Here is a 23,106-nt window from a genome sequence, read left to right as displayed (position 1 = left end):
GAAGCGCCCAAACGGGTTGTGGCGGTGACCGCGGAGTAATCCGAGGTCACTGCCACAGCCTTTCTGTCGCCCTCCAGGCCCCGCAAGAAAACTTTCAAAAAGACCCTTGTTTTGCAAACGTTTGCAGAGAAAAGTGGACGCCACTGCAGATCCCATTTCCAAGCTTTCGTTGCATCAAGGAGGATGTATGTATTTCGCCGACTGGCTCGTTTTAGGGGCCTACTTCGTCGTCATGATAGGGATCGGCTGGTGGGCCAAGAGCCGAGTGAAAAACGCCGCGGACTTCTTCACAGCCGGCGGGAAGATGCCGTGGTGGCTGGCGGGAATCTCCCACCACATGTCCGGCTATTCGGCAGCTGTCTTCGTGGCCTACGCCGCCATCGCCTACACCACCGGATTCGCACTGTATGTCTGGTGGGCGCTCACCATCACCATCGCCTGCCTTGTTGGCGCTGTCTTCTTCGCCCCGCGCTGGCCGCGCCTGAGGCAGCGTTTGGGAATCATCTCCCCGCTCGAATACCTGGCTACGCGCTACAACCTGCCCGCGCAGCAAGTACTGGCTTGGTCCGGTGCCGCATTGAAAGTCTTCGATGTTGCGGCCAAATGGGCGGCCAGCGCGATCCTGCTGAACGTGTTCGCCGGGGTTCCGATCGCCGTTGGCATCCTGATCGTTGGCGGGGTCACGCTCATCTATTCGACCATTGGCGGTTTGTGGGCGGACGCATTGACGGATATGGGCCAGTTCATCATCCAGTCCGTAGCGGGCATTGCGATGCTTATCTTCGCCGTGGCCAAGCTCGGGGGCGTTTCCTCGATCGCGGGAATCTGGTCCCGTCTGCCGGCCTCGCACTCACAGCCATTCGCGGGGGACTACACCATCGGATTCTTCCTCGCCTATTGCCTGATCAGCACTATTTCCTACAACGGCGGAACCTGGAACCTGGCTCAACGCTTCATCGCCGCTCCGTCCGGCTCAGCGGCCCGCAAATCAGTCCTGCTTTCGGGCGCACTGTATCTCGTGTGGCCTCTGGTGCTTTTCTTCCCGATGTGGGCCGCGCCGCTGATCCTGCCCAATCTGACGCACCCGGATCAGGCTTATGCGCTCCTGACCCAGCAACTGCTGCCGGCCGGCCTTGTGGGGTTGGTCGTCGCCGGAATGTTCTCACACACCATGGCCATGACGTCTTCGGACGCCAACGCGATTTCCGCCGTCGTCATCCGGGACATCATCCCTGCGTTGCGCGGTTCCCGGCAGCCCCTGACGTCGCGGGCGGAACTACTGGGTGGCCGGATTTCCACGTTCCTGTTCATCGGATTGTCGATGGTCATTGCCCTGAGCGCGGATTCATTCGGCGGGGTCCTGGGCCTGATCATCCTCTGGTTCGGTGCCTTGGTGGGGCCGATCGCCGTTCCCATGCTGTTGGGGATGTTGCGCCCGTTCCGGCGCTGCGGCCCATCGGCAGCCCTGTTCTCCTGGGCCACCGGTTTGCTCGTTTTCGCACTCGCAAAGTACGCTCTGGCCGCTCCCATCGCGAGCCTGGGCACGGCCAGTGCGCAGACAATCAACGTGGCCGCTCCGGTGCTTGCCTCGGCGATCGTCTATTGCGTCTTCGGCTGGCTGCGCCCGTGGCACAACGAAGCATCCGACGCCCTTGTCGAGTCCCTTGACCGGGACCTTGAGCCGGCCACATCGATTCCAGTCGAAAGCACCGTGGCATGAGCGCAACTGCATCCGAAATACGGGATCAGCTGCTCAAGGGAGTCCTCCCCTGGTGGCTCGAGAACGGGGTGGACAGGGAAAACGGAGGGGTTTTCACCTGCTTTTCCAACGCAGGGCGGTTGCTTTCGAACGAGAAATATACGTGGTCCCAAGGCCGCTGGGCTTGGCTCTGTTCAAGGATTGCGCTTGACAGCGCGGACGGGATCATCGCGGAAAATCCCCAGTTGTGGGCTGCCTTGTCGATTGAAACGGCCAGGTTCATCCAAGAACACGCCATCTTGGACGGCAGCGTGACGGCATACCGCACATCGGCTGAGGGACAGGCGCTACCGTCCGGGCCGCAAGGCGAGATCGCCGTCAGCGTACTGGCCGACCTCTTTGCGGCCTTGGGCCTGGCGGGTGCAGCCCGGCTTCCCGAAGCGGCTGGCCGCGAACGTGGCGAGTGGCTCCAATCAGCCCATGCGCTTCTCGCCCACGCCGAAGAAAGAATCGAGGCCCGGAAGGCTCCGTCCGAGCCCTACCCCGTCCGCGCCGGATTCAAGGACGCGGCCGGGCTGATGCTGCTTCTGAATGTGGGCGCCCAACTCCATTTGGCCTGCGGCTCTGTTGAAAGCGCCGAAACAGCCGGTGCCGCGCTTTCCCAGCTGCTCGGCGACGGATCCGCCGAAGGCATGTGGAAGGCCGACACCTGGTGGGAATACCGGCCTGACAGTAGCGATGACCTGGACACGCTCCTGGCCCGCCACCGCACCCCCGGCCACTTGTTGGAGATGCTCTGGATGGTCATGGAAGCCGCCGAAATAGTGCCCGGACTTGCACCACGTATTCCGGATTGGCTACCGGACCTTGCCATCCGTGCCCTGGAAGCGGGTTGGGATGACCAGCATGGCGGCATCTTCCGATACGTCGACAGCACCGGGGATGAACCGCGGGGCAGGCTTTTCGGCAACGACCCCTACGAAACGTTGGTGACCCAAACGTGGGACACCAAGCTGTGGTGGGTCCAGGTTGAGGCCCTCTACGCAACCAGGCTGCTCGCCGAGCGTTTCGGGCGGCCCGACCTCCTGGATTGGCATGAGCGGATCTGGTCCTACACCCTCGGCACCTTTCCGGATCCCTCCGGCCAGGAGTGGCTGCAAATCCGCGACCGCGAGGGGAAGCCCCTCGACAAGGTGGTGGCGCTGCCCGTCAAGGACCCCTTCCATATAGCCCGATCCCTCCTCCTGACTACTGAACTAGAAACCCGAAGGACACACACGTGACAGCACTGACCACTTACAGCCCTGCCGTTTCCACACACCCGGACCGGGCCGCACTGGGGGAACACGCCGGCGCGCATGCAGCGGAAACGCTGCGCAAGGCGCTCCGGAACCAGCGGGAGGTCCGGCTGATGCTCGCAGCAGCTCCCAGCCAGGAGGCAACGCTTCAGGCGCTCGTCCAGGAGCCCGGCATCGATTGGAGCCGCATAACGTGTTTCCACATGGACGACTACCTCGCGCTCGAGCCGGACGCACCCCAAGGATTCGGAAACTGGCTGCAACGTACGTTCTTCAGCTTCCTTCCGCCCACCACCTTTCACCGCATCAACCCGGGGAACCTTGCCCAAGACGAAGCGGAGCGCTATGGCACGTTGATGGGCCAAGATCCCTTTGACCTCGTCTTGCTCGGATTGGGGGTCAACGGCCATCTTGCCTTCAACGATCCCCCGGCCGACCTCGCCGACCCGCTGCCCGCCCGCGTCATCAACCTGGACCAAGTAAGCCGCCAGCAACAGGTGGACGAAGGGCATTTCGCCGGTTTCGACGACGTTCCGCAGCGCGCCATCACCGTCTCCATCCCGCGTTTGCTGCATGCCTCCGAAATCATCGCCTCCGTGCCAGGCCGTGCCAAAAGGACTGCCGTCCACAACACCCTGAACCAGCCGATCAGCGGAGACCATCCGGGTACTGCGCTGCGCACGCACCCCAACGTCACCATCTACCTCGACGCCGAATCCGATCCGCGATGAACTCACGTGAGCAGCTCTCGGGCGACTACCTCGGAAGAATCACCGAGCTCCTCGGGCGGATCCGCCTGGAAGAAGCCGAAAACATCAGAGTCGCCGCGGACATCCTTGCGGCCCAGGTAGCCAAGGACGAACTGGTACACATCTACGGCCCGGGCGGTCATTCGAACCTGGCAAGCCAGGAAGTGTTCTTCCGGGCAGGCGGGTTGATGCACGTCTCGGCCATTTTGGACGAAGGCACCTTGCTCTCCGGCGGCGCCCTCCGCTCTATGGCCATGGAACGGACTCCGGGTTACGGCCGGATCGTCATCGAAGACGCGGGCCTCGGACCCGGGGATGTCCTCATCCTGGTCAACGCCTACGGCATCAATAGCGCGCTCATTGACGCGGCGCTGACGGCATGCGAACTATCGGTCACGACCATCGGCGTTTCCTCGCGCGAGCACGCGGAGGAAACAGCCGGTGACCACCCCGCACGGCATCCGCAAAAACTGAACCTGCACGACGTCGTCGACCACCACATCGACACGAAGGTTCCGGTCGGAGACGCCGTCATGGAGGTCCCCGGGGCAAAGGAAAAAACGGCCGCAGTGTCCACCTTCGCCAACGCCTTCACCCTCAACTGGCTCATGATGTCCACCATCGGCAAGCTGAACGAAATCGGCATTGAGCCGCCATTGTGGCGATCGGGAAATGCTCCAGGCGGGGACGAAGCCAACCAGCAGTTCATTTCACGTTTCAAAGGACGGGTACACAAGCTGTGACACACCCCAAAACGATCGTGGGCAAAGACCCCCACCGGGGGATCAACATAGAAATCGCCTACGACACGACCATCCTGTCGGAGCGGGAGATCGGCCCTGACCAAGGGGTGCCCGTGATCGCGCCGGGATTTATCGACGGCCAGGTCAACGGTTACGGCGGCCTGGACGTCAACTCCGCCGACGTCTCGCCGCAAACCATCATCAACCTGAGCGCGGAGCTTGCGAAACTGGGCGTCACCACGTGGGTCCCGACCATTGTGACAGCGTCGGAGGAGGCAATCACCGGCGCGCTCGAACAGATCAAGCGTGCCTGCGACATTGATCCGACCACCAGGGCAGCCATCCCCTGCGTGCACATCGAGGGTCCTTTCATCTCGGACCAGGACGGTCCCCGCGGCGTCCACGACGTGGCCTTCGTCCGTCCCTTGGACGCAGATGAGATTCGGCGCTGGCTTCGCGCAAGCGGAATGGTCGGCATCGTCACCGTCTCCCCACATACGCCCGATGCGCCGGCCCAGATCGCCCGGATCCGCGAACTCGGCGTCGAAGTGGCCATTGGACATACGCACGCGAGTCCTGAACAAATCACGGCTGCCATCACCGCGGGAGCCCGTCTGGCCACCCATCTGGGCAACGGCATCGCCACCACCCTGCCAAGGCATCCGAATGCCCTGTGGACTCAACTCGCTGACGACCGGCTCACGGCGGGACTCATAGCGGACGGCCACCACTTGCCCAGCGATACGCTCAAAGTCATGATCAGGGCAAAGACCCCCGACCGCGCTTATCTGGTGTCTGACAGCACCGCACTGGCCGGTAGCGCGCCTGGCCGCCACCGCACTTCCGTGGGCGGCCTCGTGGATCTCGCTCCTGGCGGGAGGCTCTCCCACGTGGGTACGGACCTGCTCGCAGGGGCCGCCGCTACCCTCCCGGACGGATTCCGCAACGTGATCCGCAACGTCGGCCTGGAGCTACCGGAAGCCCTCAAAATGGTGACGTCCACTCCCGCCCGGGTGATTCCGGGCACCCGGCCGGGGCTCGGCCACCTTCGAGTCGGTTCCCCGGCAGATTTCGTCCTGATCACCGGGGAGGGACCCGGAGCCGGGACCATTACCGAGGTCATCCAGTCCGGCCGGAAAGTATCCGGCGGACCGGAATGAGCACCCCCCAAGCCGAGCAGGGCGTCCTGAGGGTGGGCGCCGCCGTCGTCGGGATCTCGCCGCCCGCAGGTACCCCAATGGCCGGATTCGCGGCGAGGACTGAACCGAGCACCGGTGTCCACGATCCCCTGACCGTCCGGGCGTTGGCTGTCGATGACACGTGCTGGATCACCGTGGATGTGTGCGGCCTGCACGAAGACACATGCACCAGCATCGCACGCGGCCTGCCCTTCATGCCGGAACGTGTCGCGATCACCGCGACGCATACCCACGCAGGTCCGTGCGTTATGCCGGGCCGACTCGGAGGCCATGACCCGGGTCTCCTGGAGGAGATAGTCGTGGCTTGCCACGAGGCCGCCGAGACCGCGTTGGCCTCCCAACAGCCTGCCACCTTGCACTACGGCGAATCGCGCGGAGTGGACATTGCCAGGAACCGACGCCATCCCGAACGTGCCGTGGACCCGCCCGTCCAAGTCGCCACATTCAGCGACGAAGCCGGACAAGTGCTTGCCTGGATCCTGCTCTATCCGTGCCACCCCGTGGTCCTGGGTCCGGAAAACCGGCTCATCAGCGGCGACTATCCGGCGTTCACCAGGAGCGTCCTGGAGGAACGTTCCCCAGGCTCAGTGGCCCTTTTCCTGCCCGGGACCGCCGGTGACATCAACTCGGGCCATCGTGCCGACGCGTCGTACTCGCTTTCCGGCTCAACGGGCAGGACGATGGAGCAGGCGCGAAAGATCGGAGAACATGTGGCGGCATCCGCGTTGGGGACCCCGCTATTGCCGGTCTTCGGTTCCCGGGAGACCTCGGCGGCCCGGAGGACCGTCGGCGTCGCAATGAATGCGCGCGACGCGGTTTCCCCCTCGGCGTTGGGCTGGCAGTGGGAGGCCGAAGCGGTTTCTGCCGAACCGGGCCGGCGATCCCTTCTCAACACGTGGAAGCAGTGGGCGATGGACCGCAGTCCCGACGACAAAATGTCCTGGCGCGCGCCAGTGAGCGTCTTCAACTGGCAGGGCCTGACCCTCGTAGGACTACCCGGAGAACCATTCTTGGCCGCAACGGAAGCCATCGCCTCCGAGCTCGAAGGGCCCGTATTCGTCACGGGCTACACCAACGGGTGCCCCGGATACTTCCCGAGCGCGGACGAATATGACTTCGGAGGATACGAAGTGGAGGACGCGCACCGCTATTACGGTATGCCTGCCCCCTTCGCGCCTGGCAGCGCGGAAGCCCTGGTCCGTGCCGCATTGGAGCTCGCGGGTGAGCCCCAGTGACGGGCCGTCCAACCATCACGCAATTGGCGGCCGAACTCGGCATAGCCCCCTCAACCGTGTCCAGGGCCTTTACCCGGCCAAACCTGCTCAAGCCCGAGACGGTGGCAATGGTTCAAAAGGCTGCCGAAGCCGCCGGCTACGTACCGAACCATCACGCTCGCGCCCTCTCGACAGGACGCGCCGGCGCGATCGGACTCATCGTGCCGGACATCGCCAACCCGTTCTTCCCTCCACTGGTCCGCGCGGCCCAAAACTACGCGAGCGACCTCGGACTGTCCGTCTTCTTGGCGGACACGGATGAAGACCCCACCCGGGAAGACCGCCTCATCTCACGGATGGCGCCCCAGGTCGAAGGGTTGATCGTCGTATCCTCCCGGCTCGCTTCGTCCCGCATCCGGCAAATCGCCGATTCCCAGCGGGTAGCCTTCATCAACCGCGATGTTCCGGAGACGTACCGGATCCTCCTGGACACCGCGGCCGCCATCCGCTCCGGTCTGACGCACCTGTCCGGGCTCGGCCACCGCCGCATCGCCTACGTCGGCGGGCCACCACAATCATGGGCAAACAAGCAGCGCCGCTCGGCCGTGGACAACTTCTCGAAGGCCCACGCCCTCGAGGTCATGCACTTCAGTGCGGACCCGGGCACCTATGACGCCGCGAAGGCTCTGAGCGATTCGGTGGCAGCGTCCGGAGTCACCGCAGTCATCGCTTTCGACGACGTGATCGCGCACGGCTTGATGGGCGGGTTCGCTGCCGCGGGCGTTGACGTCCCGAAGGACTTGAGCGTCATCGGATGCGACGACACCCTCGCGACCGAAACGTTTCCTGCCCTTTCGACGATCGCGGTCAATGTCGGTGCTGCAGCCCGGCGCGCCGTCGCCGCCCTCTCCGAGAACCCAGGCTCAACCAGCCTGACGGGCGCAAGGATCATCTTCGAGGGAACCCTCGTCCTCAGGGGAACAACAGGACCGGTCCGTCCCGCATCCAGCCCGCTGACGCTAGAACCGGAGCTCGATCACCCATCGACCGGAAGCGTCCAGGCTCGCCGTGGCAGTGACAGCTGAATAGTCCGCGATCTGCCACAGCCCATCCGCCGCCTCGCCGCCGGCGTCGCCCACCACCACGGTCCGCATTCCGGCCGCACGGGCGGAAGCGATGCCCGCGGGGGCATCTTCGAAGACGACGACGTCGGCCGGCTCGGCACCCAGCAGCGCTGCGGCCCTGAGGTAGCCTTCCGGGTGCGGTTTGCCACGGGTCACCGCTTCGGAGGTAACAGTGGTCGCGGGCATCTCGAGTCCGGCTGCCTGCATGCGCACCCCGGCAAGGATCCGATCGGCCGAGGTGACCATGGCGACGGCGTCGGCAGGCAAGGACCGCAACAGTTCCGCGGCTCCGGGCAACGCAACGATCCCGTCCGTCCGGGTCCGTTCCATCTCGCCGAGTTCCTCCGCGAGCGCGTCGATGTCAGCTCCGGCGGGAGCGAAACGGCGCACCGTGTCCTTGGCTTGGACCCCGTGTGAAGTCCGCAGGATCTCCTCGATGTCCAGTCCATACCGGCCCGCGAATTCGCTCCACACTTGCTCCACGATCGCGGTGGAGTCCACCAAGGTTCCGTCCATATCGAAGAGGACAGCCCGGACGGTCAGGGTTTTCACGGCTTCAGCAGGCAGGTTCATGCATCCATCCTGCCGCTGAAGCCGGTCTGCGGCCCAACTCTTACGGTGTGAGTCCTAGCCGTTGGGCCGGTGGGGGATGTACTGAACGGCCCATTTGTTGCCGTCCGGATCGGCGAAGTACACAAAGTGGCCCCAATCCTGGATGTCGATGTCGCTGACTTCCACGCCGTTGGCCTTGAGCTGGCTGTGGGCCTCCTGGATATCCCCCACCACCATTTGCAGGCTGGGAGCGGTGCCTGGAGGGGCGTCGTTGAGGCCCTCGCCGATGCAGATGGAGCAGGCCGAGCCGGGCGGAGTCAGTTGGACGAAGCGGATACCGTCCATGGGGCGCTCGTCGTAGTCGGCGTTGAAGCCCACTTTGTTGACGTAGAAATCCTTGGCGCGGTCCACATCGGACACGGGGACAAACACAAGTTCAAGTTTCCAGTCCATGCGCCAAAGGCTATCGGCGGAGCCCGAAAACCGGTAGGGGCGGAGCACAACGCGGGGTCACTTACGGCCCATGTTGCTGCTCGAATTGGGCCGTAAGTGACCCCGCGTTGACGAGTTCGACGGCGGTGCCTCCCCAGGTGCCCACGCCGACTTCTGTTTCAGCTTGCGCGCGGGCTCGGGCTCGGGACGGAAGGAGCCACGCCGCCAGCGTGGCAAGGACCAGCACAGCCGCACCAACATAGACGGCGGGAATGGCTGCGTCCACATAGCCCGTGGGAGTGAGTTTGCCGCCGGCTCCCGTGAAGACTGCCGTCAGGACGGCCACGCCCAGTGCTACACCGATCTCCCGGAGAGTGGAGTTGGTCCCACTCGCCTTCGCGTGGTCCTCGGCGCGCATGTTGGCGAGCACCGCCGTCGACATCGGGGCGAAAACCAGGCCCATGCCGATTCCGGCCGCAACAAAGCCCGGCACCAGGGTTTCATAAGGGACGGTCGCGGAAAGGACTCCGGCCAGCCAGAACATGCCCGCTGTCAGCAGCACGAGGCCCGCAATCATCAGGGTCCTGGTGCCAAGCCGCGGGGCCAACAGGCCGGCAAGCGGTGCCACGAACATGGGCGCCAAGGTCCAGGGCATCGTCATGACGCCTGCTGCGAGGGGTCCGTGGCCCTGTACTACCTGCAGGAACTGGATGAGGATGAAGACAGACCCGAAGATCCCGAAGCTGAAGGTCAAGCCGATCAGGTTTGCCACGGTGAAGCTGCGGTCGCGGAACAGCCGGAGCGGAAGCAGTGGCGCAGCGACCCGGGATTCCCACAGAACGAAGGCAAGCAGCAGGACGCCGCCACCGATCAAGCCTACGAGGACTTCGGCACTGGACCAGCCGGCGTCGTTCCCCCGGACAATGCCGAAGACGAGCCCCAGGAGGCCAAGTCCGGAAAGAAGAAGGCCTACGACGTCGGCGCGGACGCGGGCGCCGAAGCTGTTCGGCAGCGCGAAGAGCGCCAGAGGAATCGACAGGATGCCGATGGGCACGTTGAGCCAGAAGATCGCTTCCCAGCTCCAGCCTTCCACGACTGCGCCGCCGATCAGCGGCCCCAGTGCGACACCCAGGCCGGAGACTCCGCCCCAGATGCCGATGGCGAGCGGGCGCAGCTTGTCGCTGACCGAGCCCACCAGCAGGGTGAGCGATAGCGGCATGAGCGCTGCGGAGCCAACGCCCTGGACCGCGCGGGCGGCGATGAGCTGCAACGGATCCGTGCTGACGGCTGCCGCTGCGGACGCGAGGGTGAAGATGGCAAGGCCCGCGATGAACACGTGACGGCGGCCGAAGCGGTCCCCCATGCCGACGGCCAGCAACATGAACGCCGCGAAGCTCAGGGAGTAGGCATTAACGATCCACTGCAGTTCCTCGACGCTCGCACCGAGGGCCTTGTGCATGACGGGCAGTGCGTTGGTGACCACGAGGTTGTCCAGTGTGGCCATGAAGACGGGGAGAGAGGCCGCCACAATGGCCAGCCAAACGGGAATGGTGCGTTTCATGATGACTCCACGGGGTCTCTGAGGTGCCGCCAAATCGGGTTGTTGTAATCGAATGATTACTTAAGGCCCAAAGTTAGTTATCGACTGATAACATGTCAAGTGTGGCGAAGAAAACAGGGGACACAGGCGCCCCGGAATCGGGCTCAAGCAGCAAGGCAACTGCCGAACGCATACCTGCGGCGCAGCGGCGCGAACTGATCCTGGAAGCTGCCACCGGCGTGTTCGCCGAGCGTGGCTACGCTGGTTCCACCACGGACCAAGTGGCAAAGGCTGCGGGCATCAGCCAGCCGTATGTCGTGCGGATGTTCGGCACCAAGGAGACACTGTTCCTGGAGGCCTTGGATCGCGCCCAAGGCAAGCTGCTGCGCGCGTTCCGCGACGTCATCGCAGCGTACGACGCCGGAGAACTCGCCGGAGAATTGCGGCACCTCGATCCTGCCGCCGGGAGCGGCCGCCCGGAACAGCTCAAGCAGCTCATGGCCATCGCCTACGCCGACCTGATCGAGGATCGCGGCATTCTCATGATGCTGATGCAGGCCTTCGTCGCCGGCCATGAACCCGCCATCGGGGCACGCGCCAGGGAAGGATTCCTGGATACTTACCGCCTGGTGCGGGACGAAGCCGGCCTGTCCCCCGAAACCTCCCGCGACTTCCTTGCGCAGGGCATGCTCATGAACACCCTGATCGGCATCCGCCTGCCGGAAGTCTACGAGCAGGACGAGACCGCCGAGGAGTTGCTTGAGTGCACCCTTCGGTCCAAGCTGCCCATGGTGCTCAAGGCAAGCAAGGCCCAGCGCCGCGCGGGTTAGTTCTTAGACGGGCTCGCTAGCCGGCCACGCCGTAGAGGCGGTCGCCGGCGTCGCCCAGTCCGGGAACGATGTAGGCCTTCTCGTTGAGCCTCTCGTCGATCGACGCGAGGACGATCTTGACGTTGGCTTCGGAAAGCTCTTCTTCCAGCTTTGCCAGGCCCTCCGGGGCTGCGAGCAAGCAGATGCACGTGACGTCCGAAGCGCCACGCTTGAAGAGGAACTTGATGGCTTCGCGCAGTGTGCCGCCGGTGGCGAGCATGGGATCCAGGACGAAGATCTGGCGGCCGGTGAGGTCCTCGGGGAGGCGCTCGGCGTAGGTGATGATGTCCAGGGTCTCTTCGTCGCGGGCCATCCCCAGGAAGCCCACTTCGGCGGTGGGAACCAGCTTGGTCATGCCCTCAAGCATGCCGAGGCCTGCGCGCAGGATGGGGACCACCAGCGGCGTCGGCTTCGTGAAGGCAGTGCCGATCGCCTTGGTGACGGGGGTTTCGATCTCTACCGCTTCGGTCCTGACTTCGCGGGTGGCCTCGTAGGCCAGCAAAGTGACGAGTTCTTCGGTGAGTTGCCGGAAGACCGGTGAAGGAGTGTTCTTATCCCGCAGAACGGTGAGCTTGTGAGCGACCAGCGGGTGGTCCACGACGAGTGTGCGCATGACTCCAAAACTATCATTGAGGCATGAGCACCAACGAGCCTTATCACGCAGAGCACGCGGCCTGGATGGGTCTGGCCCTGGACGAGGCCCGGCGGGCGCTGCATACGGAGGATGTGCCGATCGGCGCCGTCGTCCTGGGGCCCGACGGCGGCGTGCTGGGTGCCGGGCGGAACGAACGGGAAGCGCACGGCGACCCGACGGCGCACGCCGAGATTGTCGCCATCCGCGAGGCGGCCGCAGCCCTGCAACGCCACGCCCTTGAGCTCGGCGAAGGCGGAGACGGCTGGCGCCTCGAGGACTGCACCCTTGTGGTGACGCTGGAGCCGTGCGCGATGTGCGCCGGAGCCATTGTGCTGGCCCGGATTCCGCGGGTGGTCTTCGGCGCCTGGGATGAGAAGGCCGGGGCTGCCGGATCGGTGTTCGACATCCTGAGGGAACGCCGGCTCAACCACTGGGTGGAGGTGTACGCAGGCGTGCGCGAAGAGGAATGCTCGGCTCTGTTGCGCGATTTCTTCGCGGCCCACCGGAAATAGCAGCTGCCTCCGGATCGCCCTTGAAATTGTGAGGTGTTGGACGTCAGATGGTCTCAGGCAGCACACCTGAGGAGGACCTCATGACCGTCTCGTTCAACCACACCATCGTCTATTCGACGGACAAACGCCGTTCCGCGGAGTTCCTCGCCAAGGTGTTTGGGCTTCCGAAGCCGCAAGCCATGTGGTCCTTCATGACCGTGGCCTTTGACCATGGAGTCGCCCTCGATTTCGCCACGGCGGACCGGCCCATCTCTCCCCAGCACTATGCCTTCCTGGTCAGCGAGGACGACTTCGACGGGATCTTCGCCCGGATCCAGGCTGAGGGCATCCCCTACTGGGCCGATCCTGCACGCTCACGCCCCCAGCAGATCAACCACAACGACGGCGGACGCGGCGTCTACTTCGCCGATCCGGACGGTCATTTCCTCGAGGCGATCACGAGGCCGTATGGATCGGGTGCCGCATGAGTTCCCCGGTGCGCGTCACGGCGATGGTGACCGGCCGCGTCCAGGGCGTGGGTTTCCGGTACTCCACAATGCACCAAGCCCGATCGCTCGGACTGACCGGGGAAGCGGCCAACCAGTTGGACGGCTCAGTGCAGGTCATCGCAGAGGGTGACCGTGAAGCCGTCGATTCCCTGCTGGAATGGCTGCAGTCCCGGGACGCCCCCGGCCGCGTAAAACACGTGGACGCCACCTTCACGCAAGCCACCGGCGAGTTCTCCGGATTCTGGGTGGACTGAAGCACTCCAACCTGAGACCAGCGTTCGCCTTATGAATTGGCACTGTCCAGGGCGTCGATGCGTTTTTGTCGCGATGCCGGCGAGTCCAGGCTGAACGAGCGGAAATCGCCGAGGTCTTCGCGGATCCAGCTCTCCACCTCATTGATCCGCTGGGTGACGGCCGCAGTGGGCTTGTCGAACGTCCATGCCGCGATCCGTTCCTTGCCCGGATCGTATTGCCACAGCCCGATGATCCGTCCCCGGTCCAGGATCGGGTGGTCGGACAGGTCCGCCTGCAGTGCCAGCGTGGTGTCCAGGATCTTCCGGCCCCGATCTCCTTCGGCCAGCATGTCCGCCGAATTCCTGCGCAGCAGTACCAAAGAATCCGTCCCGGCCAGAAGCTGGATCTGTTCCTCCTGCGGCGCCGTGAACGCGGAAAGGTGCTCGACGTCGTCGGGCAGCATCCAGAGCGGCTCGCCTGCCGCCGTCGTCACTTCGACGGCGCCGACGGCGGCCAGCGCCGCCTTGCTCTGCGCGACGGTGAAGCCCGTAAGCCATTGGCTCTGCTTGAACGTCGCTCCGCCAGTCCAGCGCAGGTACCGTTCGATCAAAAGCGCCCGGGCGGCGTCGTCGTCGAGGCCACTGGGCGGCAGCACCCACGACGTGTAGGCGTAGCGCTGCTGGTCGAGGCGGCCGTTGACGGGGACGCGACGGATGCGGCCATCGGCTTGGAGGAGCCCCAGCGCCGTGGGCAGGGTGGTTGACGCACCTTTCTTCTTGCCTTCTTCGCCGAGGCTGCGGACGGATTCGCCGAGCTCGTCCCTGAGCTGCTTGGGATCCATGGGGTCGCTGGATTCCAGGAGGGTGTGGAGTACTTGCTCTTCGAGGAGGGTGATCTCACCGCGTTCGACGCCGAGGCGGGCCAGGACCTTGAACGGCGCCACCGCGGCGTCCCGGCCGACTTGGAGGCCCCACGCGAAGTCGTTCCGGCCCAGGACGTAGGTGCAACCGCGGGCCGTGGGGAGCTCGTGGATCCTCAACTCGGCGACGTCGCGATCGACCTGTTCGCGCCGGATCCCCGCCCGGGCGAAGAGCGTCAGGTAGGGGTTGGCACCGCCCACCGAGCGGGCCCAGCCGGCGCGATCCAGGACTTCCTCGGACGTCTTGCCGGAGAGGGAACCGTCCAGGCCCTGTCTGTGCCACGCCCAGGCGCGGAGGAGTTCCGGGGTGAGCGTTTGGGTGGAAAGCACGGCGGACGTCATGGCCCCATTCTGCACCGTTTATCCGCCATCCGGGGCGGTCCCGCGCGAGCTACCACTCGAAATCCAGCGAGAAGCCTGCCCAGGCGTCGGGATGTTCCCGGAGGAGGACGTCGACGCCGGCGAGCGCACCGCCGTCGTCGCTCTCGCGGACTTTCGCTGCAACCGCCTCAGCGATGAAGCGGGCCAGCACTTCCGTCGTCGTGAGCTGTCCGGCGAAGTCCGGGTGTTCGTCGAGGTTCTTGTAGTTGAGGCCGGCCAGCACCTCGTCCAGGATGGTTCCAGCGGCGCCGATGTCCAGCACGATCGCGTCGTTGTTCAGCTCCGCCCGGCGGAACGTCACCTCGGCCACGAAAGTGGCTCCGTGGAGTCCCTGGGCCGGGCCGAACGATTCCCGCGGAAGGCTGTGGGCGATCATGAAGTGCCGGCGGACGGTGAGTCTGAACATCGTTATGCCTCGTTTCCTTCCCGCTGCGGGGTCCCGGGGTAGTTGATGACTCGGCAAAGATCGTCCAGTTCGCCGTTTTCCAGGCCATTGAAGACCTCCGGCAGTTCCTCGAATTGCGACTCCCCCGTGAGGAACGCGTCGAAAATGGGGTCCCGCAGCAGAGAGACCGCCAGTTCCAGCCGCTCTCTTGAGGTACGGCTATGCCGGCGCGAACGTGCCACCACTCCCACCTGGCTGGCTCGGATGGTGAGGCGCCGGGCGTGGAAGTCCTCCCCCAGCGGCAAGGAGACCTTCCGGTCCCCGTACCAGGACATCTCAATGATCTCGCCCTCGTCCCCGGCTAATTGCAGGCTACGGGCCAGTCCTTCATCCGTGGCCGAGCAGTGGAACACGATGTCGCAATCCTGATGCGCGTCGTCTGGGAGCGCGAACTCCACGCCCAGGGATTCCACGAACCCGCGCTTCGCCGGGTCCACCTCCACCAGTTGCAAGCGCTCCAGCGGGAAGCCGCGGAGGAGCGCCGCGGTCATGCCGCCCACCAGTCCGGCGCCGACGACGGCGATCCTGTCACCCAGGCGGGGCCCCGCCTCCCAAAGGGCGTTGAGGGCGATTTCGGCGATGCCAGTGAGCACGGCGCGGCGTTCCGGCACGCCGTCGGGGATTCGCGTGAGTGAGCTGAGGGGCACGACGTAGCGGTCTTGGTGCGGGTGCAGGCAGAAGACATTCCGGCCGATCCAGTCCTCGGGGCCTTGTTCAACTATTCCGACCGATAGATAACCGAACTTGACCGGCGCGGGAAAGTCCCCGGTTTGATGGGGGGCCCGCATCGCTTTCGCGGTTCGTGTGGGCACGTGCGCTTCATGGACCACGAGCTCCGTTCCCCTGCTGATTCCCGAGTACAAAGCACGGACCACAGCCTCGCCCTGCGCCGGCGCCGGAAGGTCCTCGCTCCGGAGCTCGCCTTGGCACGGGCCGACCGTCCAGTAGGCCAGGGCCGTTTGGGGGTGCGTGTTCTGGGTGTCCGTGTTCTGCGGTGCGTTTCGTGGAAGAGTCATCGTGCTTGCGAATCTAGTCCTGCGGCTGCGATTACGAAAGGGAAGGCTACTTACTAAGTGGGCGTCGCCCGGCCGTTTTGGGGAACGGGCCTCCACTCCGGTACCCTATTTCAGTTGGTGACGTGTCCGAGCGGCCGAAGGTGCAACACTCGAAATGTTGTTTGGTGTAAAAGCCAACGTGGGTTCAAATCCCACCGTCACCGCCAATGAAAACCCCCGGAATTCCGGGGGTTTTCTGCATTCCGAAACTGGTCGCGCCCGCGTCGGGGATGTTGACGTGGCGGCTACGCGTGAGGCGGTAGCCTCTGCTAAATCTCGAGCACGGTCGCGTGACGCCGCCTGAACGGTGCGACAAGCCGCCCGGCCTGCCGAGGCCCCCATAGCGGCCTTGTGGCTGGTCGCGGCTGAAGGTGGCCAACGCGCTCATGATGGGCCGCGGAGCTGACCATGAAGCCAAGGATGGCCAGGCCAACAATGAACGCGTAGATGACGCCACGCTCAAAAATGCCTGAGAATTCGGTTTTACCGCCGGTGAGCAGCATCAACAATCCCGATACGCCAGCGACGATGGCCAGTCCGAAAAACCAAAGGCTTGCGTCGGTCCGCCTGAACCAGAGCACGCCGATCGAGACGAGCGTTACGAAGATACCCAACGACAGAATGACGACGGCGGGGTCGTGGATGCCAATAGTGTGGCCTGCATTTGGATAGTCTTCGGGGAAGACGCCGATGGCGAAAATAGCCAGCCCGGTAACGGCGAGCGACCAACGAATGATGGTTGTCGTCACCTTGGCAAAACCGGTGGGCTGCATCCGAATCTTGCCGTCAGTTTTGTCCCGACGTACCGCCTTGTACGCGTCATCAAGGTCGCCGGCATGTGCTGCAATCCAGAGCACCGGCGAAGTGATGAGACAGGCCGCTACCACGACGTTCACGCCGATGAAGATAAGAGCCAGATCCATCGCAGCGAAAGACGGAGAACACACGTAGCGGGCAGGGTTGCCGACGTTGTCGCAGTGCACCGCGCCGAGGTCGCTGACGTAGTTCGATGCGTAGCTGTAAGTGCCATTGCCTTTCCACCCAAGCTGAACGACCCACTCAAATACGATGAAGCTAAGCATCGCTTTTGCGGCCCATGATCCGATCATGTGCCGAGTATCCGACGTCCTTGGACGCCGCCCCAAACACCAGCCGCCGAGTAGCTCGATCCAGCTGTTCACCTTGTTCATAGCAAGGATTAAGGCGCTCGACTGGACAAAATACTAGAGGTTCCGCTACTCGAATGAAGACCTGCGCATCCTTGCACGGAATTGAGTAGAGGAGAGCCCGCTGTGTTACCCGTTAACTAGTTCAGTGAATAGCCTCCCTGGCAACGCAGTGATAGTTGAGGCATCGGTGAATGGGCGGCCTAGAATCGTCGTATGGGCCTCCTAACGTTCAGCATCAACGTCACCCTGGATGGTTGCGTCGACCATCAGGAAGGCATCGCCGACGACGAGACACACGCCTACTTCACCCGCCTGATGGACGAGGGGGGCGCAATGCTCTGGGGCCGCACCACCTACGAGATGATGGAGAGTTACTGGCCAGCGGTCGCCCGCGGCGAGGAGGACGCGCCGCCTGCGATGCGCGAGTGGGCGCTCAAGCTGGAGGCCAAGCCGAAGTACGTTGTGTCGTCGACGCGAAGCGACTTCCCGTGGAACAACAGCCACCACGTCGTGGGCGACCTGCAAACGGCGGTGCAGGATCTCAAGGATGCGACTCCCGGCGGAGTGCTCGTCGGCAGCGGCAAACTTGCAACAGCGCTGGACCAACTGGATCTGATCGACGAGTACAAGTTCCTTGTCCATCCCAGGATTGCCGGCCACGGTCCCACCCTGTACCAGGGCGGACTGCCTAGCACGCGACGCCTCGACCTGATCTCGGCGGAGCCGCTCAGCAACGGCGCGGTCGCCTTGCACTATCGACGGGCTGATTGAGGGTGGCTGCCCGTCGCCGGTGAGCTTCGGCTGAAAGACCGTGCGCTCGTTAATGTAGAACCAGATGCGTACGGTGTTACGGCCGCTCCACGGTCTCGTCATCGTCAAGCCGCTCGAGGTCGGCGCTGCCGTGTCCGGCTACGGCCGTGGCCGTCTCTTTCCAGCTGGTCAGCTCGGCCAAGGCGAGGTGCGGCTGGTTGGTTGAGAAAGAAGTCGCTTGCCCTCCTCAGATCTACTCGTGTAGATTCAGTCAAGAATGTTAGCCAGGTCCCACTCAAGAAGATCACCCGAACAGTCCTGGGCATGAAATAGAAACGACCAGCCCATGAAGACCCCAACGACAGCCGTGGACCGTCCGGGCCTGGCCATACTCGGCGCCCGCACCCTGGGTAATGCCCTGGGCTCCGGACGAAACTCGCTGAACGCCCTGCGCTTGGTCTTCGCGGCAGCCGTGATCGTCTCCCATTCCTGGTGGCTGGGTGGCTACGGCCCGGAACCCTCGCTTTACGGGATCAAGCTTGGGACCGCTGGCGTCATGGGCTTCTTCGCCATCTCCGGCTATCTCATCACCGTCAGTGCCGAACGCTCGGACACTGTGCTCGAGTATGCCGCAGCACGGCTCGCCCGCATCTATCCTGCCCTCGTGGTCGCGGCCCTTACTGTTGCCTTCGTGGCAGCACCGCTTGGCGCCCTCCTGACACACGGGACCTACGACCCGCGCGGAGCATTGACCTTCCTCGGCGCGGCCCTGGCACTCAGCATCGGCGTCATGGACACACCCGCCATCGGGACGTCGCTCTGGGGCAACAACGACCGCTTTGACTGGAACGGCCCCCTATGGACCCTCACCTGGGAGGGGCTCTGCTACGTCATCATCGCCGCGATCGTGTTCCTGCTCCGTAGGATTCCGGAGAGCAGGCGAGGCACGGCCACGGCAATATTCCTGCTTTTTGCCGCATCCACGGGAGCAGTCTTCGGAAAGCTCCTCGCAGGCAGCTTCGGGCCGAACCGCACCGAGTTCGTCCTTCCGCTGCTCGCGGTCTTCATGGCGGGATCCCTCCTTGCCACCCAGAGACACAGGGTCCGCGTCGGTGCGGCGCCGAGCCTCCTCGCCGCACTGGCCGTGTGGGGCGCCCTCGCCACGGGCTACGGCACAGCCCTCGCCCCGCTACCGTTTGCCTATCTCGTCCTGTCGATCGGTTCAATCGTCAGCGCGTCCGCCATCGGGTCCCGCTACGACATCTCCTACGGGATCTACATCTACGGATGGCCCGTCCAGCAGCTCCTCGCAGCCGCCCACATTCCATCCCACGTTCCCGCGCTCGGGTTTGCTGCGTTCGCTCTCGTGGCGGTCTGGCCGCTTGGTTTCTTGAGCTACGTGGCCATTGAACAGCCAGCCCAGCGGATCCGGCGCGCCCTCATGCGCCGCCTCGCCCTCCGGGCAGCCAGCTAAAATAATCCGCTTAAACGCTTGATCACGAGTCAAGTGCCAGCTATTGTTGCCTTGATTAAGCGTTTAATCAAAGATCCTTAGCTCCACCACAAGCTCCCCCCGACTGCTCAACAACGCCGTGTGCAGAGGCTCGACGCAGAGCTATCGGCGGTCGAGTAGTCCTGACCGAGACCCGGAGATCTTATGGCCCACTCAGCAAGGAGGCTGTCGAAGAGGGCGAGCATACTCGCCCTCTTGGCCGCGCTCACGATGTTTTTCACCACAACCATAGTTACCGGGGACATCCCCGGCGCAGGAGCCGTCGGCAGCGCGACCCCACCGCCAATGCGGGCCGTCTACCACATGACTCCCCCGTCAGGATGGCTGAGCGACCCTCAGCGGCCCATCTATCTCAACGGCAAGTACAACCTGTACTACCTTCACAGCAACCAGGACAACGGCCCCGGCGGATGGCGACATGCGACGTCGTCGGACACTGTGGCGTTCAACGACCAAGGCGACGCCCTCCCCCTCCAAAGCAATTTCCCCGTCTGGACCGGCTCCTCGGTGATCGATACCAACAACACCGCGGGCTTCGGGGCCGGCGCCGTCGTCGCGCTCGCCACGCAGCCCACCGACGGCGACCCGTTCCAGCAATCGCAATACCTCTGGTACTCGACCGACGGCGGGACAACCTTCACGCAGTACGGCGCACCGGTCATTGCCAACCCGGACGCCTCGGACTGGTTCCGCGACCCGAAGATCGTTTGGGACGCGGCACACTCGACCTGGGTAGCCGCGATCGGCCGCCAGCAAAAGATCACCTTCTACACCTCGCCGGATCTTAAGACCTGGACGCACCAAACCGACTTCAGCTACACCACCCCGAACATCGGCGGCGTTGAGTGCCCGGACATCTTCCAGATGAAGGCCAACGACGGTTCGTGGCATTGGGTCATGGCCGGGAGCATGCAGGGCGACTACAGCGGCAAGCCGGACACCTACGCGTACTGGACCGGCACGTGGAACGGCTCGGCGTTCGTCGCGGACCAGACGGACCCGCAGTGGCTCGACTGGGGCTCGGACTGGTATGCCTCGGTGACCTGGCCGGACGCCGCGAATCCCGACGCTTCCCGTTACGCGATCGGCTGGATGAACAACTGGCACTACGCGCCGCACACCGTGCCGACGGACTCCACCGACAACTACAACGGCCAGATGTCCGTGGTGCGCCAGCTCAGCCTCAAGTCCGAGGGCAGCGGCATCTACAGCCTCCTATCCCAGCCGACCCCGAATCTGGCCAACTACGCCACCAAAACCGTGAAGCCCGCCAACGCCACGGTCAACGGACGGACAACCCTCGACTACCACGGCTCGGCCTACGAGCTCGATGCGGACGTCAGCTGGACCACCCTCAACAACGTCGGCATCTCCGTCGGCGAGAACAAGGACGGCAGCCGGCACACGAACATCGGTGTCTACGGGGGCAACCTCTACGTCGATCGCTCCGCGCAGGACCAAGTGCCGTATTCCTTCGGCACGTACCAGCAGTCCCAGGCGCCGCTCGCCTCGGGCACGACGTCCGTGCACCTCCGGATCCTCGTGGACCATGGCAGCGTGGAGGTCTTCGCCGACGACGGCCGGGTCGCACTCTCGAACCAGGCCTTCTTCACGTCGTCGGACACGGGGATCTCCCTATACACGATCGGCGGCAGCGCAAACTTCGCCAACCTCTCGATCACGGAATTCGCCAACATCACCGAACAGGCGAACCCCGCGGCGCCGTACGCGGGCTTCGAGGGCAGCACCTATGGTTCATGGACGACGGCGGGAGCGGCCTTCGGTTCCGGGCCCGCCAGCGGGGCTCTCACCAACCAGCAGCCCGTCACGGGCTACCTCGGGAACAAGCTCGCCAACAGTTTCAACGGCGGCGACGCAGCGACCGGAACGCTGACCTCGCCGTCGTTCACCATCGGCCACTCGTACGTCAACTTCCTCGCAGGAGGCGGGAACAACCCGAGGCCGTCGGACGTCTTCGCCGACTTCGAGGGCGCGACGTGGGGTGCCGGGTGGACGGCGTCGGGCAGTTACATTGGCCAGGGCCCGACGGCGGAATCCCTCCCCAACCAGCTCGGCTCCAAGGTCCTCGATACGTACGTCGGAGGAGGTGATGCCTCCACGGGCGCGATCACGTCACCGACGTTCACGATCACGCGGGACTATATCGACTTCCTCATCGCTGGAGGAAACCACCCCTGGGGCCAGTCCGGCGCCGCGGCGGTGAACCTCCTCGTCAACGGGCAGGTAGTGCGAACGGCAACAGGCCAGAACTCATCGACGATGTCGAACGTGAAATGGGACGTCCACACGCTCGTGGGGCAGAAGGCCCAAATCCAGGTCATCGACCACGCAACGGGATCCTGGGGCCACATCATGGTGGACCAGATCGTGTTCGGCAGCGTGCCAAACGCGGTAGGAGGTGAACCGGACAATCAGACCACGGTGAATCTCGTCGTCAACGGGCAAGTGGTCCGCACCGCGACGGGCCAGAACAGCGAGCGCCTCGCCTGGACATCGTGGAACGTCTCCGACCTCATTGGCCAGAGCGCACAGCTTCAGGTGGTCGATAACGGCACGGGAAGTTGGGGCCATATCCTGCTCGACCAAGTCACCTTCGAAGACATACCGGCCGCCTAAGTCGAACGTGGCCTGTCCGTCCTGACCTTCTTTGCCGCGCAAAAGCCTCGAAATGACGCGACTCGCCGTGCCGTAAGCGCTTTCCGAAACGAAAGAAGGTCAGGACGGCGCCGCCCTCCCTGAAAGAAGACGCCGCTACTCTCGGCGCCGCTAAAGATCCCGGGCATTCGCCAGGACCGGAAGCTTGCCCCGGACTTCTTCGACGACCGACGGATCGATGTCGACGACGGCGAGTTCCGGCATTTCCCCGAGGGCCACCATCACGGCACCCAGTGGCGAGATCACGGCACTGTGGCCTATTCCCGTGGGCGCGGTGCCGGTGGTGGGCAGGCCGACGCTGGCCGGGTTGCCTTGGCCGCACGCCACCACGAAGGTGGTGCTGTCCACTGCGCGGGCCCGCACCAGCAGCTCCCACTGCTCGGCTTTGCCTTCGCCGTCGCCCCACGAGGCGCAGACGATGTTGACCTGCGCTCCTGCCCGGGCGTTGGCTGTGAAGAGGGCGGGGAAGCGCACGTCGTAGCACGTGGCAAGGCCAAACACGGTGCCGTTGAGTTCGAAGGTTACGGGTGACGTCCCGGCGTCGACCGAATCGGATTCCGCGAAACCGAAGGCATCGAAGAGGTGGATCTTGTCGTAGGAGGCGTCCACCCCTGGGCCGGTGACCAAAAGGGTGTTCCGGACCCGGCCGCCCTCACCGGGAGTGAACATTCCCACCACGACGGCGATGTTCAGCTCCCGTGCGAGGCCGCGGACCGCTGTGGCCCACGGTCCGTCCAACGGTTCGGCGATGTCCGCAAGGCTGTTGCCGAAGGCGCGCATCGCTGCTTCGGGAAAGACCACGAGTTCGGCTCCGGCGGCTTTGGCGCGGGTGGCGTATTCTCGGATCAGTTCCAGGTTGGCGGCCAGATCGGCTCCCGTGATGATTTGTGCCACGGCTAAACGCATGAATT

General features: G+C 64.3%; 24 protein-coding genes and 1 tRNA gene. 16 read left to right on the top strand and 9 right to left on the bottom strand.

Annotation, left to right across the window (positions count from 1 at the left end; genetic code table 11):
* Window positions 1-187 precede the first annotated feature (187 nt).
* From QRN51_RS04190 to QRN51_RS04160, 7 genes are read left to right on the top strand one after another with little or no spacing between them, the layout of a single operon-like run.
* The gene (locus QRN51_RS04190; protein WP_059388613.1) at window positions 188-1,720 is read left to right on the top strand and encodes a sodium:solute symporter family protein; all 1,533 of its coding nucleotides are present in this window, start codon (window positions 188-190) and stop codon (window positions 1,718-1,720) included.
* Window positions 1,717-2,982: an AGE family epimerase/isomerase gene (locus QRN51_RS04185; RefSeq protein ID WP_284988743.1), complete on the top strand. Its 1,266-nt coding sequence runs from the start codon at window positions 1,717-1,719 to the stop codon at window positions 2,980-2,982. The genes QRN51_RS04190 and QRN51_RS04185 overlap by 4 nt, the downstream gene beginning before the upstream one ends.
* Complete coding sequence (locus QRN51_RS04180; RefSeq protein WP_284988742.1) at window positions 2,979-3,728, top strand: 6-phosphogluconolactonase; 750 nt, start codon at window positions 2,979-2,981, stop codon at window positions 3,726-3,728. Before QRN51_RS04185 ends, QRN51_RS04180 begins: the two co-directional genes overlap by 4 nt.
* Window positions 3,725-4,489 carry a sugar isomerase domain-containing protein gene (locus QRN51_RS04175; RefSeq protein ID WP_284988741.1) on the top strand — a complete coding sequence of 255 codons (765 nt, stop codon included), beginning with the start codon at window positions 3,725-3,727 and terminating at the stop codon, window positions 4,487-4,489. Before QRN51_RS04180 ends, QRN51_RS04175 begins: the two co-directional genes overlap by 4 nt.
* Window positions 4,486-5,649: an N-acetylglucosamine-6-phosphate deacetylase gene (locus QRN51_RS04170; RefSeq protein ID WP_284988740.1), complete on the top strand. Its 1,164-nt coding sequence runs from the start codon at window positions 4,486-4,488 to the stop codon at window positions 5,647-5,649. Before QRN51_RS04175 ends, QRN51_RS04170 begins: the two co-directional genes overlap by 4 nt.
* A complete protein-coding gene (locus QRN51_RS04165) occupies window positions 5,646-6,923 on the top strand; it encodes a neutral/alkaline non-lysosomal ceramidase N-terminal domain-containing protein (RefSeq protein WP_284988739.1) in 1,278 nt (425 codons plus the stop codon). The genes QRN51_RS04170 and QRN51_RS04165 overlap by 4 nt, the downstream gene beginning before the upstream one ends.
* Window positions 6,920-7,987, top strand: coding sequence for a LacI family DNA-binding transcriptional regulator (locus QRN51_RS04160; protein WP_284988738.1), 1,068 nt, complete (start codon window positions 6,920-6,922; stop codon window positions 7,985-7,987). Before QRN51_RS04165 ends, QRN51_RS04160 begins: the two co-directional genes overlap by 4 nt.
* On the opposite strand, the gene QRN51_RS04155 is transcribed toward QRN51_RS04160, so the two are convergent.
* From QRN51_RS04155 to QRN51_RS04145, 3 genes are all read right to left on the bottom strand, one after another.
* Entirely contained in the window at window positions 7,922-8,599 is a 678-nt protein-coding gene (locus QRN51_RS04155) for an HAD-IA family hydrolase (RefSeq protein ID WP_284988737.1), read from the bottom strand. The two genes, QRN51_RS04160 and QRN51_RS04155, sit on opposite strands and share 66 nt — an antisense overlap.
* Window positions 8,600-8,653: 54 nt before the next feature.
* On the bottom strand, window positions 8,654-9,031 hold the full coding sequence (locus QRN51_RS04150; protein WP_059388606.1) for a VOC family protein: 378 nt from the start codon (window positions 9,029-9,031) through the stop codon (window positions 8,654-8,656).
* 61 nt (window positions 9,032-9,092) lie between these two features.
* Window positions 9,093-10,571 carry an MFS transporter gene (locus tag QRN51_RS04145; RefSeq protein WP_284988736.1) on the bottom strand — a complete coding sequence of 493 codons (1,479 nt, stop codon included), beginning with the start codon at window positions 10,569-10,571 and terminating at the stop codon, window positions 9,093-9,095.
* 101 nt (window positions 10,572-10,672) lie between these two features.
* Here QRN51_RS04145 and QRN51_RS04140 point away from each other — a divergent pair, with 101 nt between their 5' ends.
* Entirely contained in the window at window positions 10,673-11,380 is a 708-nt protein-coding gene (locus QRN51_RS04140) for a TetR/AcrR family transcriptional regulator (protein ID WP_284988735.1), read from the top strand.
* A gap of 16 nt (window positions 11,381-11,396) precedes the next feature.
* Here the strand turns inward: QRN51_RS04140 and upp are convergent, their stop codons facing one another.
* Window positions 11,397-12,032: a uracil phosphoribosyltransferase gene (gene upp / locus QRN51_RS04135; protein ID WP_059388604.1), complete on the bottom strand. Its 636-nt coding sequence runs from the start codon at window positions 12,030-12,032 to the stop codon at window positions 11,397-11,399.
* A 23-nt stretch (window positions 12,033-12,055) separates the two neighbouring features.
* Here upp and tadA point away from each other — a divergent pair, with 23 nt between their 5' ends.
* The 3 genes from tadA (at window position 12,056) to QRN51_RS04120 (ending at window position 13,307) form a co-directional block, all read left to right on the top strand.
* On the top strand, window positions 12,056-12,565 hold the full coding sequence (gene tadA, locus QRN51_RS04130) for a tRNA adenosine(34) deaminase TadA (RefSeq protein ID WP_284988734.1): 510 nt from the start codon (window positions 12,056-12,058) through the stop codon (window positions 12,563-12,565).
* An 80-nt stretch (window positions 12,566-12,645) separates the two neighbouring features.
* Window positions 12,646-13,032 carry a VOC family protein gene (locus QRN51_RS04125; RefSeq protein ID WP_284988733.1) on the top strand — a complete coding sequence of 129 codons (387 nt, stop codon included), beginning with the start codon at window positions 12,646-12,648 and terminating at the stop codon, window positions 13,030-13,032.
* Window positions 13,029-13,307, top strand: a complete 279-nt coding sequence (locus tag QRN51_RS04120) for an acylphosphatase (RefSeq protein ID WP_284988732.1) — start codon at window positions 13,029-13,031, stop codon at window positions 13,305-13,307. The genes QRN51_RS04125 and QRN51_RS04120 overlap by 4 nt, the downstream gene beginning before the upstream one ends.
* 29 nt (window positions 13,308-13,336) lie before the next feature.
* Here the strand turns inward: QRN51_RS04120 and QRN51_RS04115 are convergent, their stop codons facing one another.
* From QRN51_RS04115 to QRN51_RS04105, 3 genes are read right to left on the bottom strand one after another with little or no spacing between them, the layout of a single operon-like run.
* Window positions 13,337-14,548, bottom strand: a complete 1,212-nt coding sequence (locus QRN51_RS04115) for a DNA glycosylase AlkZ-like family protein (RefSeq protein ID WP_284988731.1) — start codon at window positions 14,546-14,548, stop codon at window positions 13,337-13,339.
* 49 nt (window positions 14,549-14,597) lie between these two features.
* Window positions 14,598-14,993 carry a 6-pyruvoyl trahydropterin synthase family protein gene (locus tag QRN51_RS04110; protein WP_284988730.1) on the bottom strand — a complete coding sequence of 132 codons (396 nt, stop codon included), beginning with the start codon at window positions 14,991-14,993 and terminating at the stop codon, window positions 14,598-14,600.
* Between the two features lie 2 nt (window positions 14,994-14,995).
* Complete coding sequence (locus tag QRN51_RS04105) at window positions 14,996-16,048, bottom strand: zinc-dependent alcohol dehydrogenase (protein WP_284988729.1); 1,053 nt, start codon at window positions 16,046-16,048, stop codon at window positions 14,996-14,998.
* Between the two features lie 116 nt (window positions 16,049-16,164).
* Between QRN51_RS04105 and QRN51_RS04100 the strand changes: the two genes are divergently transcribed.
* Window positions 16,165-16,254 (top strand) — tRNA-Ser (locus tag QRN51_RS04100).
* Window positions 16,255-16,356: 102 nt separating this feature from the next.
* Here the strand turns inward: QRN51_RS04100 and QRN51_RS04095 are convergent.
* On the bottom strand, window positions 16,357-17,196 hold the full coding sequence (locus QRN51_RS04095; protein WP_284988728.1) for a DUF998 domain-containing protein: 840 nt from the start codon (window positions 17,194-17,196) through the stop codon (window positions 16,357-16,359).
* Between the two features lie 273 nt (window positions 17,197-17,469).
* On the opposite strand from QRN51_RS04095, the gene QRN51_RS04090 reads away from it, so the two are divergent.
* From QRN51_RS04090 to QRN51_RS04075, 4 genes are all read left to right on the top strand, one after another.
* Complete coding sequence (locus QRN51_RS04090) at window positions 17,470-18,027, top strand: dihydrofolate reductase family protein (protein WP_284988727.1); 558 nt, start codon at window positions 17,470-17,472, stop codon at window positions 18,025-18,027.
* Window positions 18,028-18,091: 64 nt separating this feature from the next.
* Window positions 18,092-18,232, top strand: a complete 141-nt coding sequence (locus QRN51_RS04085; protein WP_284988726.1) for a hypothetical protein — start codon at window positions 18,092-18,094, stop codon at window positions 18,230-18,232.
* 120 nt (window positions 18,233-18,352) lie between these two features.
* The gene (locus QRN51_RS04080; RefSeq protein ID WP_284988725.1) at window positions 18,353-19,480 is read left to right on the top strand and encodes an acyltransferase family protein; all 1,128 of its coding nucleotides are present in this window, start codon (window positions 18,353-18,355) and stop codon (window positions 19,478-19,480) included.
* Window positions 19,481-19,714: 234 nt separating this feature from the next.
* On the top strand, window positions 19,715-22,156 hold the full coding sequence (locus QRN51_RS04075) for a glycoside hydrolase family 32 protein (RefSeq protein WP_284988724.1): 2,442 nt from the start codon (window positions 19,715-19,717) through the stop codon (window positions 22,154-22,156).
* A 150-nt stretch (window positions 22,157-22,306) separates the two neighbouring features.
* Here the strand turns inward: QRN51_RS04075 and QRN51_RS04070 are convergent, their stop codons facing one another.
* The gene (locus QRN51_RS04070; protein ID WP_284988723.1) at window positions 22,307-23,101 is read right to left on the bottom strand and encodes a carbon-nitrogen hydrolase family protein; all 795 of its coding nucleotides are present in this window, start codon (window positions 23,099-23,101) and stop codon (window positions 22,307-22,309) included.
* Window positions 23,102-23,106 lie beyond the last annotated feature (5 nt).

The sequence above is a fragment of the Arthrobacter sp. efr-133-TYG-120 genome, assembly GCF_030209785.1.
In the GTDB taxonomy this organism is placed as follows: domain Bacteria; phylum Actinomycetota; class Actinomycetes; order Actinomycetales; family Micrococcaceae; genus Arthrobacter.
The sequence above is the reverse complement of the archived record's forward strand: the minus strand, read 5'-3'. Positions and strand labels throughout refer to the sequence as shown.